The organism is Akkermansiaceae bacterium, from assembly GCA_019634595.1.
Classification (GTDB): Bacteria; Verrucomicrobiota; Verrucomicrobiia; order Verrucomicrobiales; family Akkermansiaceae; genus Luteolibacter.
This window is the reverse complement of the sequence record JAHCBC010000003.1, coordinates 1-13,320: the sequence shown is the minus strand read 5'-3', so window position 1 is coordinate 13,320 and position 13,320 is coordinate 1. Positions and strand designations below refer to the sequence as shown.

The window sequence follows — 13,320 nt, the reverse complement described above, 5'->3', positions numbered from 1 at the left end:
ATGACCACTCAAGGAGCCGCGGGCGGGATGACGGCGGTGGAAGGGGCGGATGCCATGGTCCGCCTGCGGGGGATCACCCATGTCGCGCTGGATATGGACGGGACCATCTACTGTGGTTCCAGTATTTTTCCTTTCACGGAGGATTTCCTGCTGCGGATGGAGCGGCTGGGGATCGGCTGTTCGTTCCTCACGAACAACTCCTCGAAAAGCCGTGCGGACTATGTGGCCAAGCTGGCTGGCATGGGGCTGGAAGTGCTGCCGGACCAGATCCACTCGTCCACGGACGCGACCCTCGCCCACCTCCGCGCCCATTATGGGGAAGGCCGGAAGCTGTTCGTCATCGGCACGGAGAGCATGAAGGGAGAGGTCAGGCAGGCCGGTTTTCCCGTTGTCTCCGGAGATGAGGAACCGGAGGCCGTGCTGGTGGCCTTCGACACGGATCCTTCCTACGCCGATCTTTGCAAGGCCGCATGGTGGATCAGCCGCGGGCTTCCCTATCTGGCGACCCATCCGGACATGGTGTGCCCCACCGACCAGCCCACGGTCATGATAGACTGCGGCGCGATCTGCGAAATGCTCCGCGCCGCCACCGGCAGAAGCCCGGATGTGGTTCCAGGAAAGCCTTCCGCGGGGATGCTCACCGCCCTCTGCGTGCGGAATGGCATCTCCGCCTCCCAGTTGGCGATGGTGGGGGACCGTCTTTACACCGACATCGAAATGGCCCGCCGCACCGGGGCGCTGGGCGTGCTGGTCCTCACCGGCGAGGCGACCCTGGAAGACGTGCGGAAAGAGGAACACCGGCCCGACCTCGTGCTGGAGAACATCGCGGTCCTCGGGGAATGGCTGGAGAAAGCGAGATGATCAGACACATGAAAATCGACATCATCGGGAAATTCGCGGCGCTTGCCGTTCTCGTCCTGCCGGGCATCCCCGCCTCCGCGCAACAGCAGGAAGCTCCGCAACCGGCATATGCCGCGGAAACCCCGGCAACGCCGGCCGGAGCGCCGCCCGGCACATGGACGCTCGCGGTCTTGCCTGACACGCAATATTACACCCAGCGTTATCCGGATGTGTATTTCCGGCAGACGGACTGGATCGTCAGGAATAGGGATGCGCACCGCATCCTCTTCGTCGCCCATGAGGGGGATGTGACGCAGGACAACGTGCCGCAGGAGTGGGAGGTCGCGCGGAAGGCGATGAAACCCCTCCACGACGCGAAGATCCCATATTCACTGCTGACCGGAAACCATGACATCGGTGAAAAGATCCGCAGCGATTCACGCTTCACCAGGCTGAACGAATTTTTCAGCGTGGCGGACTACTCCAACAGCGCGGAATACGGGCTTTTCGAACCCGGAAAGCTGGAGAACAGCTGGCACCGGTTCGATGCGCCGACCGGGAAGTATCTGCTGCTCTCCCTGGAGTTCTGGCCCCGCGACGAGGTGCTGGAATGGGCGAACGAAGTCGCGCGGAAGGATGCAGGGCGGAAGATCATCCTCGTGACCCATGCCAACGTCAACCGGAACGGCCAGCTCGATGACTCCGTGACCCTGTGGAAGGCGGGCAGGCATGAGGAGCTTCTTCTCAAGGCCTCCAGGGATTCGGGGAGGCCTCCCGCCGCGGACGCCAAGGAGGATCTCGACAAGCTCATCTCGGTGAACTCCGCTTTCCGTCTCCTGAAAGCCACCCGCTCGGTGAACGACGGGCAGGGCATCTGGGACAAGTTCACCTCCCTCCATCCCAACGTCATCATGGTCCTGAACGGCCACATCGGTGGGACCGGTGTCGGCCATCTGCCGATGAAGGGGGCCGGCGGGCAAACGGTGCATCAGATCGCCGCGAACTACCAGAAGAAGGGGAAGCTGTCCCCCCGGTATTCCGGCTATCTGCGGCTCATGCAGTTCCACCCGGACGGCAGGACGGTCCGCGTCAGGACCTATTCGCCCTGGTATGATCATTGGCTCTCCGGGCCGGACCAGGATTTCACCCTCGAACTCTGACAGAATCATGAGAATCAGAAAAATCAAAGCCATCGCCGCCATGTGCGTGCTGCTGTCCGCGCCCGCAGGTGCTGCCGGGGACGGGAAATTCATCATCCAGAGCCATCGCGGCGCGGGCGAACTCTCCACGGACAACACCATGGAGGCGTTCGAACTCGGCTGGGAGATGGGCACCTATCCGGAGGCGGATGTGAGGGAAACGAAGGACGGGGTGCTGGTCGCCTTCCATGACAAGGATTTCAAGCGTGTGGTGAAGGACGCCGGGCCTGAACTGGAAGGCAAGGGGGTGAAGGATCTCACGTACGAGGAGCTTTCCAGGCTGGATGTGGGATCATGGAAGGGGAAGGAGCACGAGGGCCAGCGCGTTCCGAAACTGAAGGACGTCTTCGCCCGCATGCAGGGGAATCCGGAGCGGCACCTCTACCTGGACATCAAGGAAGTGGATCTCGCCAAGCTGGCGGCGGAGGTGACAGGCATGGGCATCGGCGGGCAGGTCGTGCTCGCCTCCACCCGCTACCAGATCATCCGGGACTGGAAGAAGCTTGTCCCGGACTCGGACACGCTCGTCTGGATCGGCGGAACGGAGGAGGCCCAGAAGAAGCGGATCGGGGAGCTGAGGGACGCGGGTTTCGAGGGGGTCACCCAGATCCAGCTCCATGTCCGCCTGCCGGGCGACGCGAAGGATTTGAAAGATGGGGAGCCGTTCTCCCCGTCACGCGCGTTCCTGAAGGCGGCGGGGGAGGAATTCGCGGGACGCGGAATCGTCTTCCAGTCTCTGCCATGGAAGGCGAATACCCCGGAAATCTATCACCAGCTCATGGATCTGGGAGTCGTCTCGTTCGCGTCCGATCACCCGGATGTCACGCTGAAGGCGGTGCGGAACCACGTTCCGAAAGCGGCGGCAACTCCCAACTGATCCAGAATGGAGCGCAAGACATCCACCGGGCCGGGTGCGACCGGTTGGCTATGGCGGATTTTCCAACCGTCTCCGGCGATTCCTCCCGCATATCACGGTGAGGAGGAGATTGCCGGAGGCTACCGGCAGTGGCGGCGCAGGATCCTCGTGTCCACCATGATCGGCTACGCGATCTATTACTTCGTCCGCAAGAACCTGAGTTTCGCCATGCCGGCGATGCAGGAAGAACTGGGTATCTCGAAAACGGATCTCGGCATCTTCCTTACGTTGCACGGACTGGTCTATGGCTTGTCCCGCTTCGCCAACGGGATGCTGGCGGACCGCTCGAACGCCCGCGCGATGATGGCGGTGGGGTTGCTGCTGTCCGCGCTGATGAATGTCGGTTTCGGTCTCGGTTCCTCGGTGATGACGCTGGGGGTTTTCTGGGTTCTCAACGGCTGGGTGCAGGGTATGGGGTTTCCACCGTGTGCCCGGCTCATGACACATTGGTTCCCGCCTGCCGTGCTCGCTTCCCGGATGTCTGTGTGGAATACCTCCCATTCGGTCGGCGCGGGGCTCACCGCGGTGCTGTGCGGCTATCTTGCTTCGCTCGGCTGGCGTTGGTGTTTCCTCGTTCCGGCGGTCATCGCTTTGTTCGGCGCCATCTATCTGTGGATGGTTCTGAGGGACACCCCGCCATCAGTGGGGCTGCCAGAGGTGGCGGGTACCGAGAGCGCGGAAAATGCTCCTCATTCCAAGGAATCAAAGGGGGTGTTGAGGAAGAAGGTGTTTGGAAATCCGTTCATCTGGATTTTCGCCCTGGCGAATTTCTTCGTATATATCGTGCGCTACGGCATCCTGGACTGGGGGCCGACGATGCTGAAAGAGGCGAAGGGATATGATATCTCCCACGCTGCGGGAATCGTGGCGGCGTTCGAGATATCAGGTGTGGCGGGTATGCTGCTCGCCGGGTGGCTGACCGACCGGGTCTTCGGCGGCCGGGGGGGCAGGGTCTGTCTTTTCTGTATGGTATTGGCCGGTGTTTCGCTCTGGTTGTTCTGGAACCTTCCCTCCGGTTCGACCGTTCCCGCCACCATCTGCCTGTGCGCGGGAGGCTTCTTCATTTATGGGCCGCAGGCGCTCATCGGCATTGCCGTGGCGAATCTTGCGACAAAGCGCGCTGCGGCCACGGCCGCGGGCTTCACTGGTATCTTCGGCTATGCCAGCACCGTGATTTCGGGCTGGGGCATGGGGCATGTGGTGGAAACGGCGGGGTGGAACGGGGGCATTATGTTGATCCTGGGCGCGAGCGCCATCGGAACCGTGCTTTTCATGCTGACATGGTTCGCCGGTGCGCATGGCTACGAGGACAGGAAGAAGGGCTGACCCGGACAGGGAGTTGACGGAAATATCATATGAACAGGGATTGTATCTTGGGAGAGGTGATGGACACACGGCGGTTTGATTTCTGTGTGGTGGGTGGCGGAGCGACAGGATTGGGGGTGGCGCTGGACGCCGCTTCCCGTGGTCATTCGGTCGTATTGGTCGAGCAGGCGGATTTCGCGAAGGGGACTTCATCCCGCTCGACCAAGCTGGTTCATGGCGGGGTGAGGTATCTCAAACAGGGGAATCTCGCGCTGGTGCGGGATGCGCTTCGGGAACGGGGGCGGATGAGGAGCAACGCGCCGGGGTTGGTCCGTGATCTGAATTTCGTGATCCCGATCTACCGGAGATCCGACCAGGTGCTCTACGGAGCGGGGATGAAGTTCTATGATCTCCTGTCCGGTCGCCTGAGTTTCGGTAAAAGCCTCCTCCTCAACCGTGAGGAAACCCTGCGGAGAATACCGACGGTGAGGAAGGCGGGATTGATGGGCGGCGTCCTATATCACGACGGCCAGTTCGATGACTCGAGATTGGCGGTCGCGCTGGCCCGCACAGCGGCGTCCCGCGGGGCGAAAGTCCTGAACTATGTCCGGTGTGTGGAGTTCATCAGGGAGGAAGGGAAGGTGAGGGGCATCCTCGCGCTTGATACGGAGACGGGCCGGAGTTTCCCGATCCATGCCAAGTGCGTGATCAATGCCACGGGGGTCTTTGTTGATGAATTGAGGGCGAAAGAGGAGGCGGGGGCTTCCCCCATGGTTTCCGTCAGCCAGGGGATTCACTTCGTCCTGCCCAAGCGGTTTCTTCCTGGAAGAGATGCGATCATGATCCCGAAAACCGATGATGGCAGGGTTCTCTTCGCGCTGCCTTGGCATGACCGCGTGGTTCTGGGAACGACCGATACCCCGGTTCAGGCGGCTTCCCTGGAGCCAAGGGCACTTGGAGAGGAGGTGTCCTTCCTGATGGCTCACGCTGAAAAGTATCTCACGGAAGCACCGAAACCCTCCGATGTGTTGAGCGTCTTCGCCGGTCTGCGACCGTTGGTGAAAGCCGGAGGAACCGCCACCACGGCATCACTTTCCCGGGATCATACCATCGTGGTCTCCGGTGGGGGCCTCCTGACGGTGACCGGTGGCAAGTGGACGACCTACCGGAAGATGGCGGAAGATGTCGTGGATCGCGGGGAGGCGGTCGGAGGCCTCGCCGGGAAGCAGTGCAATACGGCGGACCTCGTACTTCTCGATGGCAGCCACGGGGGGATGCCGGCCGCGCCGGAACAAGCCGTGGACGACCAGCACCTGAGCTTGTCCGGAGAGCGGATCAGAAGGTTTGTGCATGAGGAAATGGCGCGGACGGTGGAAGACGTGCTTGCCAGGCGGAGCAGGTGGCTGCTGCTGGATGCCGTGGGGAGCATGGCCGGGGCTGAAAGGGTTGCCCGCCTGATGGCGGAGGAGCTTGGCAAGGGGGCGCAATGGATCACGGACCAGATCGCGGACTACCGGAGGGTCGCGGCAGGATATTGTGGTTCCACTTATTTCGGTAGCTGTGTGGAACACCAGCCAGGTGGGATATCGGTCCCTGGAAATCCGCAAAAGAACGAGCGCATGGATTGAGGGGAGATGACGGAAACAATGGATTTTGACGCCAAGGCGCTGACTTCCGGATTTAATCTCAAGGGCTGCTTTTCTTTTCGCTGTCTGTGTGGCGGGACCCCGGAGGTCCCGCCTGTTTTCTCCCGTAGCGTCACTTCGTCGTTTTCAGGACGGTTTGCGCGGCTTTCTCGATCACGGCCGCGACCTCCTTCGGCTTGCTGATGAAGGGAACGTGGCTGGCTTCGATTTCAACGGTTTCCGCGCCGATCTTGTTCGCGGTTTTGCGCAGCAGCTTGGGGGCGATGGCGTTGTCCTGGGTGGCGACGATGAACCAGCTCGGTTTGACGCGCCAGGCGGCTTGGGTGACTTTCGTGCCGAAGATCGCCATGTTGATGGGCACCTGAGAGTCTCGCAGGAAGGCGGCGTCCGCATTCGTGGTGTCGTTGGCGAAGCCCTGTTTGAATTTTTCCAGATTCACGAAGCCGAAGCCATCCGGCCCGGGTTCGATGACGAACTCCGGCGGCGGCGGGATCTCCGCGAACTGATCTCCGGTCGATTCCCCGGCATCGGGAGCAAGCGCGGAGATATAGACCAAACCCGCGACTTTTTCATCGACCCCGGCTTCGGTGATCACGGTTCCCCCGTAGGAATGGCCGACAAGGATGGCGGGGCCGTTCTGCCGGGCGAGAATGCGCTTTGTGGCGGCGACATCGTCCGCCAATGAAGTCAGCGGGTTTTGCACGATGGTGACGTAATAGCCTTTGGCGGTGAGTTCGTCATAGACGCCGCGCCAACCGGAGCCATCGGCGAAGGCACCGTGCACGAGAACGACGTTTTTAACCCGCGCGGCGGGTTCGGCGGGTGGAGCTTGGGCACCGGCATGGATGATGGAGGCCGCGCCGAGCACGGAACTGATGATGATGCTTTTTGCGTTCATATTTTTGTTTGTGATTTGTTGTTGATAAGGAGAGGGATCAGCCGAGGTGTTTGCGGAGGAACTCCGCGGCCTGATGGAGGCTGTCGCGCACGGCGGGGATTTCGCTGAGGGCGTTCAGCAAGCCGAAGTCGTGGACCATGCTCTCGTAACGCACGAGCGTGACGTCCACTCCCGCCGCATCGAGGTTGTTGGCATAAGCCAGGCCTTCGTCGCGCAGGACATCGGCTCCGGCGACCTGCACCAGCGCGGGAGGCTGGCCGCGAAGCTGGCTGGCGGTGGCTTGCAGCGGGGAGGCGTAAATTTCCTGCCGCTGGGCAGGATCGGTGGTGTAGGCGTCCCAGAACCACTGCATCATGCCACGCGAAAGAAAGTAGCCGCTGGCGAACTCGTGGTAGGAACCGGTGTCAAAGCTGGCATCCGTCACAGGCCAGAAGAGAACCTGGGCACGGAACTCCGGCCCGCCTTCGTGCGCGGCCAGCAGGGAAACGGCGGCGCTCATGTTGCCGCCGGCGCTATTGCCCGCGATGGCCAGGCGGCTGGCATCGACGCCGATTTCCGGGCCGTGCGCGGCCACCCATTTCGCAGCGGCGTGGATCTCGTGGATCGCTGTCGGATACCGCACTTCGGGCGAAGGGGTGTAATTTACGAAGATGGCGGTGTAACCCGTGTCCGCCACCAGATCGCGCACGAAGCGCTCATGGGTCGGGAAGTCGCCGAGAATCCAGCCGCCGCCGTGAATGAAGAGGAAGGCGGGGCGGAGTTCAGTCGGATAGGCGCCGGATGGCCGGACGATGTGCAGGCTGACTTCAAGCCCATCCTGCGAAATGGTTTTCTGCTCCACTTCAGCGGAGGGCAAGGCCGCGCCTGCCTGGGCGCCTGCAAGGACCTGGCGTGCTTCCGCCGGAGCCAGGGTTTCCAGCGGCGGGCCGCCAGCGGAGTTGAGGATGTGGAGGAAATCGCGGACGCGACGTTCGACTCGGGAATCGGTGGATGGATCGATGGCGTTCATGACCGTGAGTCCTGTTTCGTTATGGTTCTTACGATTAAATCGTGTGCGATATAATTAATCGTATTTTTTGACTCGTCAACACTTTACGATTAAATTGTGTGCGATTTAATTTTGATCCGCTGCCGACAGCATCCTATGAAGCCACGCAAAACATTGAGTAAGAACGAAAAAGAAAATGACGGATCCTTGGCGGCCAACCTCGGGGATTTCCTGTGTTTCGCCATTTACTCGACCAATCTCGCCTTCAATCGAGTCTACAAACCGCTTTTTTCCGAACTGGGAATCACCTATTCGCAATACGCGGCCTTGGTTGCCCTCAAGGAAGAAGAGGGCCAGACCGTCGGCCGGTTGGGGGAAAAGCTTTTTCTCGAATCAAGCACCCTTACTCCCATGCTGAAGAGGATGGAATCGGCAGGCTACGTCACCCGCCGTCGGGATTCCAGCGATGAACGACAGGTCCGTCTCTCTTTGACCGAAAAGGGCCAAGCTCTTTTTGAGAAAGCCTTCTGTGGCCGCAACCGTGTGATCGAAGCCACGGGATTGACCTATGAGGCCTTCACCCGATTGCAGAAAGATTTGATCACGTTGCGCGATAATTTGCTCAAGACATCGGACGCAAAAAATGGTTAGATATTGTTGGCCAAACCGATTGCCGACGTCGTCCCTGAAAATCGGACGGTTGGGAACCCGGGGATTTCCGGTGAGTGCCTCAGACCGTGCAACCATGCTCCTCTGCATGGGAGTCGGGCTTTCCGATCCAATGACGAACTCCGGTTTTCCACGGACCGGATTTTCGCGGTGATATCACCACCAGAATTTCTCGCCTCCCGGAAAAAGCGAAGATTGTGATGCGGGTCGAACCGCCTATAATGGCTTTGATGTCCAAAATCATGTTGTTCACCCGGCGATTTCTCATGCTCTCCTTTTTCGCCGGCTGGCTGAGCTCCTGTGGTAACCAGGATACCCAAAAACCTGGGGTGCCGTTCGATCCCATCCTCCCCTTTGAGCCAGTGAAGACGGCGGACAACACGTCTCATCCCGGATACGATCTATACGCAAGCAAATGCTTTCGATGTCACCAGCAAGCGCACCCGGCTACTCTGTCGGTCGGAAAGTGGAAGAATACGGTCCCTGTCATGGCGAAACATGCGGGTATTTCCCAAGCCGATGGCAAGAAGATCTTGGATTACATTCTCCAAATGAAGTCCCAGGGCGTTCACTAGAATGGTGATCCGGGGCCACGCTTCATGGGAGCGGATGAAGGAGGGCCTGACGGGACTAGGCGATACGACCGACCAGGGTGGGACGCTGGTCTTTGGCTTTGGTAATGCGGCTGATGCTGTTCAGGAAGCTGATGGTGATCTTGCGGGTGTCTTCTTCGAACCGGCAGGTGATCTGATCGGAATGCGGGGTTTCGATGTAGCGCCAGAGCATCTGCCAGGTGGAGTCATCGATCCAGGCGGCTGATCCTGCGATCTGATAGGGGTGGGCGACGCTTTGGCCTCCGCCGGAGAAAACCGGGCACCCGCCATCTTGCGATGGCTGCCGCCTTTACGAAAACAACTTCCTGTCCAGCGCGCGGTATTGGATGGCCTCCAGCACATCCTGCGGGCGGATGCTTTCGGAGCCGCCTAGGTCCGCCAGGGTGCGGGCGACCTTCAGGATGCGGTCGTGGGCGCGGGCGGAGAAGTTCATCTGCTCCATGGCGTGCTCCAGATAGCCGTTGCTCTCCGCGTCCAGCTTGCAGTGCTGGCGGACGAGGCGCGGGGTCATCGCGGCGTTGCTGGTGATGCTGGCTTTGCCAAAGCGCCCGAGCTGGATGTTGCGAGCGGCGACGACGCGCTCACGGATGACGGAGGATTTCTCGCCGCCGGGGGCCTGTGAGGACAGTTCCTTGAAATCGACGAGCGGCACCTCGACATGGAGGTCGATGCGGTCGAGCAAGGGGCCGGAAATACGCTGGCGGTAGTTCTCGATCTGCCGCGGGGAGCAGCGGCACTCGCGCTTGATGTCGCCGTAGTAGCCGCACGGGCAGGGGTTGAGCGCGGCGACGAGGAGGAAGCGGGCGGGGAAGAGGAAGGAACCGGCGGCGCGGGAGATGGAGACGGTGCCGTCTTCCAGCGGTTGGCGGAGGACTTCCAGCGTCTGGCGGCGGAACTCCGGAAGCTCGTCGAGAAAGAGGATGCCATGGTGGGCGAGGGACACCTCGCCGGGGCCGGGATTGGTGCCGCCGCCGAGCAGGCCGGCATCGGAGATGGTGTGGTGCGGGGCGCGGAACGGCCGGGTGGTGAGGAAGGCGCGCTTTGGATCGAGCAGGCCGGTGATGGAGTGGATCTTGGTTGTTTCGATGGCTTCGTCCTCCGTCATGTCCGGCATGATGGTGGGGACGCGTTTGGCGAGCATCGACTTGCCCGTTCCCGGCGGGCCTACCATCAGAAGATTGTGGTTGCCGGCGGCGGCCACCTCCAGCGCGCGCTTGACGTGGTGCTGGCCTTTCACCTCGTCGAAGTCGATGTCGTAGTGGCGGTGGGATTCGAAGAAAGCGCGGCGGTCCAGCTTGAACGGAGGGATGATGTGATCGCTCTGGAGGAAGTCCCATGCCTGCCGCAGGTTGCGGATGGGGATGACGTCGATGCCATCGACGATGGCGGCCTCCGCGGCGTTCGCGTCCGGGACCAGCAGGCGTTTCCTGCCGCGGCGCTTCGCTTCCAGGGCGATGGAAAGGACGCCCTTCACCGGGCGCACGGTGCCGTCCAGCCCCAGCTCCCCGACGACGCAGCAGTCCTCCGCATTGAACGGCTGCAGGACATTTGCGGCAGCCATGGCGAGGGCGATGGGCAGGTCAAAGGAAGGGCCTTCCTTTTTCACATCCGCAGGGGCCAGGTTCACGGTGTTCACCCCGTCCGTATAGGACAGCGCGGATGCGGAAATGGCGGAGGTCACGCGCTGGGAGGACTCCTTCACGGAGGTGTCCGGGAGGCCGACGATGGTGATCAGCGGCTTGTCAGCGCCGCGGGCGTTGACCTCCACCTCCACTTCCTGCGCATCGACTCCGCGCAGGGCGGCTGAGAAAAGACGGGTGATCATGTGAACAATGGAACCCTGCGGAACGGAATGGAGGATGGCAAGCCGCAAGACGCCATCCTCCCCGGAGCCTTGCCCCACCTGACTGCCCGTCAGCGGGTGATGCGCGTGTGCTGGTCCACCACCAGCTTGTTGAGATCGAATCCCTGCTCCGCGGCGATGGCTTTCATGCGGTCGAACCGGGCCTGCGGGATGGTGGGGGAGCGGGAGAGGAACCAGAGGAACTGGCGGTCCGGTGTGCCGACAATGGCGTTTTGGTAGTCCGGGGTGACGTCGATGATCCAGTAGTTCCCGTCCTCCGGCACGGGGGCCAGGCGGGCGAAGAAGTTGCCGGGAAAGCGGACGCGCAGCCGGTTGTTGGACGCGTCCACCGGTTCCGCCACGCCGGTGATGGAGCGCTGGCTGCCGTCCGCGCGGAAGCAAGTGTTCAGCACGCCGATGGTGCCGTCCTTGTTCTGGGAATAGTCAGCCGTGGCGGAGACGCAGCCTTTCTGGAACCATTGCGGGAAGTGGGCGACCTCGTACCATTTGCCCAGGTAGCGGTCGGCGGAGACCTTCGGCTCGGTCTTCAGCGGCGGATGCGCGGCGGCGGGGCTGTTGGCGCCGCAGGAGGTGAGGAGGGCGGTTGCGGACAGGACAGTCAGCAGGATGAGGGTACGGGACATGCCTTACCCATGGCATGGAATCGCGGATCTGACAGAGGAAATCTTGCCCTTTGCCTGCGGAGTATCCGATCTTTCCGGAAGACATGAAACGGAGCTTCCGCACGCTGACGGGCCGCATCCCCATCCTTCTGGTGTCAGTCCTTGCGACGACAGCGTGCGGCCTGCGTGCGGCCACCTACGAGGTGGGGCCCGGCATGCCATTGGGGGAGCCGGGGGAAGTTCCCTGGGAATCACTGCTGGCAGGGGATGTCGTCCGCATCCACGCGCGGAAAGAACCGTATCGTGCCAAATGGGTGCTGTGTGTCCGTGGTGAGGCGGAACGGCCCATCCGCGTGCTGGGGGTGCCGGACCAGCAGGGGGCGCTGCCGGTGATCGAGGGGGACGGGGCGGTCACCCGGACGGAGCTTGATTTCTGGGCGGAGGACCGCGCGGTGATCAAGATCGGCGGGGCCAACCGGCCCGCGGATCTGGAGCCGGCTCATCTGGTGCTGGAGAACCTGCACATCCGCGGTGCGCGTCCACCGCACGCTTTCACCGGTCGCAAAGGGCGGCGGGAGTATCCGCGGAATGCCGCCTCCATCTACATTGAAAAGGGAGAGCACATCACCATCCGCGGCTGCACCCTGGAGGACAGCGGCAACGGGCTGATGACCGCCTACCAGACACGGGACATCCTGGTGGAGTCCTGTCATATCTTCGGCAACGGCATCGAGGGCAGCATCGCGGAGCACAATTCCTACACCGCCACCCACGGGATCATCTACCAGTACAACCGCTTCGGGCCTCTCCGGGACGGGTGTGGCGGCAACAATCTCAAGGACCGGTCCGCCGGTCTGGTCGTGCGCCATAACTGGCTGGAGGGCGGGAACCGCCAGCTCGACCTGGTGGACGGGTCCGACCATGAAAGCATCCGGGCGGATCCACGTTACCGCACCACCCATGTGCATGGCAACGTCCTCATCGAGCGGGAGGGGGACGGCAACAACCAGATCGTCCACTACGGCGGGGATAGTGGTAACGAGGGCTGGTACCGCGGCGGTGTGCTCCGCTTCCACCACAACACCGTCATTTCCGGGCGGAAGGGGATCACCACCCTGTTCCGGCTGTCCTCCGCCGGGGAGTCCGTGGAGTGTTTCCGGAATGTGGTCCATGTGCAGGAGCCCGGCGCGAAGCTCCAGCTTCTGGGGTCCCCGGGAAATCTGGCGCTGCGCCATTGCTGGTTGTCCGCGCGCTGTGATGTCAGCCCCGGCATCACGGCGGATGGACTTCCGGGATCGGAGGGAGTCCGGTTCGGGGGAGATCCCGGGTTCATGGATCCAGACCGCCAGGATTTCCGGCCACGCGCCGGCTCGCCGCTCGCCGCGTTTCCCCGGGGTGATGGTGCCGGGCGCGCGGGGGAGGTGGCCCATGAATACGTGCCGCACCAACAGCACCGGGAGCGGGCGGGGGCATCGCGGGCGGTTCCGGGTGCATTCGCTCCGGTCGGCCAGCCGTGAAGGGCGGTGGTGGAGAGGCCGGTTTTTTACCGGATCATGGTAGGGCGGATCGGCCGGAGCTGAAAGGCGGACTGGCCGGCCGGGTGGTCATCTCTTCCCGCTCCGCGGTCCTCATCGACAGCAAATGATGCCGGTCCGGAGACCAGCACTCCCAGTGCATGCACGTCGCCGCAAGGCTCCTACATTAGGGAGAGAAATAGAACCACGGATGGACACGGATGGACACAGATGAAGAAAGGGATGGTGAGACTTCTCCCAAAAT

Annotated in this window: 12 protein-coding genes; 7 read left to right on the top strand and 5 right to left on the bottom strand. The window is 62.0% G+C overall.

Going from position 1 to position 13,320, the window contains the following annotated elements; all coding sequences use genetic code 11:
- Positions 1-54: 54 nt before the first annotated feature.
- Genes KF712_10735 through KF712_10715 form a run of 5 tightly spaced genes read left to right on the top strand, consistent with a single transcriptional unit; the run spans position 55 to position 5,888 of the window.
- The gene (locus tag KF712_10735) at positions 55-861 is read left to right on the top strand and encodes an HAD-IIA family hydrolase (protein ID MBX3741458.1); all 807 of its coding nucleotides are present in this window, start codon (positions 55-57) and stop codon (positions 859-861) included.
- 8 nt (positions 862-869) lie between these two features.
- Entirely contained in the window at positions 870-2,000 is a 1,131-nt protein-coding gene (locus KF712_10730; GenBank protein MBX3741457.1) for a metallophosphoesterase, read from the top strand.
- Between the two features lie 7 nt (positions 2,001-2,007).
- Entirely contained in the window at positions 2,008-2,916 is a 909-nt protein-coding gene (locus tag KF712_10725) for a hypothetical protein (protein ID MBX3741456.1), read from the top strand.
- A gap of 6 nt (positions 2,917-2,922) precedes the next feature.
- Positions 2,923-4,281 (top strand): MFS transporter, encoded by a 1,359-nt coding sequence (locus KF712_10720; protein MBX3741455.1) that lies wholly within the window; start codon positions 2,923-2,925, stop codon positions 4,279-4,281.
- A 29-nt stretch (positions 4,282-4,310) separates the two neighbouring features.
- The gene (locus KF712_10715) at positions 4,311-5,888 is read left to right on the top strand and encodes a glycerol-3-phosphate dehydrogenase/oxidase (protein MBX3741454.1); all 1,578 of its coding nucleotides are present in this window, start codon (positions 4,311-4,313) and stop codon (positions 5,886-5,888) included.
- Between the two features lie 130 nt (positions 5,889-6,018).
- Here the strand turns inward: KF712_10715 and KF712_10710 are convergent, their stop codons facing one another.
- Positions 6,019-6,804 (bottom strand): alpha/beta hydrolase, encoded by a 786-nt coding sequence (locus tag KF712_10710; GenBank protein ID MBX3741453.1) that lies wholly within the window; start codon positions 6,802-6,804, stop codon positions 6,019-6,021.
- 37 nt (positions 6,805-6,841) lie between these two features.
- Positions 6,842-7,813 (bottom strand): alpha/beta hydrolase, encoded by a 972-nt coding sequence (locus tag KF712_10705; protein ID MBX3741452.1) that lies wholly within the window; start codon positions 7,811-7,813, stop codon positions 6,842-6,844.
- A gap of 135 nt (positions 7,814-7,948) precedes the next feature.
- Here KF712_10705 and KF712_10700 point away from each other — a divergent pair, with 135 nt between their 5' ends.
- Positions 7,949-8,443 (top strand): MarR family transcriptional regulator, encoded by a 495-nt coding sequence (locus KF712_10700; GenBank protein ID MBX3741451.1) that lies wholly within the window; start codon positions 7,949-7,951, stop codon positions 8,441-8,443.
- A 648-nt stretch (positions 8,444-9,091) separates the two neighbouring features.
- Here KF712_10700 and KF712_10695 read toward each other — a convergent pair.
- The 3 genes from KF712_10695 to KF712_10685 all read right to left on the bottom strand — a co-directional run bounded on the left by KF712_10695 (position 9,092) and on the right by KF712_10685 (position 11,562).
- Positions 9,092-9,247 (bottom strand): hypothetical protein, encoded by a 156-nt coding sequence (locus tag KF712_10695; protein ID MBX3741450.1) that lies wholly within the window; start codon positions 9,245-9,247, stop codon positions 9,092-9,094.
- Between the two features lie 117 nt (positions 9,248-9,364).
- Positions 9,365-10,900, bottom strand: coding sequence for a YifB family Mg chelatase-like AAA ATPase (locus KF712_10690; protein MBX3741449.1), 1,536 nt, complete (start codon positions 10,898-10,900; stop codon positions 9,365-9,367).
- 89 nt (positions 10,901-10,989) lie between these two features.
- Positions 10,990-11,562 (bottom strand): lipocalin family protein, encoded by a 573-nt coding sequence (locus KF712_10685; GenBank protein ID MBX3741448.1) that lies wholly within the window; start codon positions 11,560-11,562, stop codon positions 10,990-10,992.
- An 83-nt stretch (positions 11,563-11,645) separates the two neighbouring features.
- On the opposite strand from KF712_10685, the gene KF712_10680 reads away from it, so the two are divergent.
- The gene (locus tag KF712_10680; GenBank protein MBX3741447.1) at positions 11,646-13,058 is read left to right on the top strand and encodes a right-handed parallel beta-helix repeat-containing protein; all 1,413 of its coding nucleotides are present in this window, start codon (positions 11,646-11,648) and stop codon (positions 13,056-13,058) included.
- Positions 13,059-13,320 lie beyond the last annotated feature (262 nt).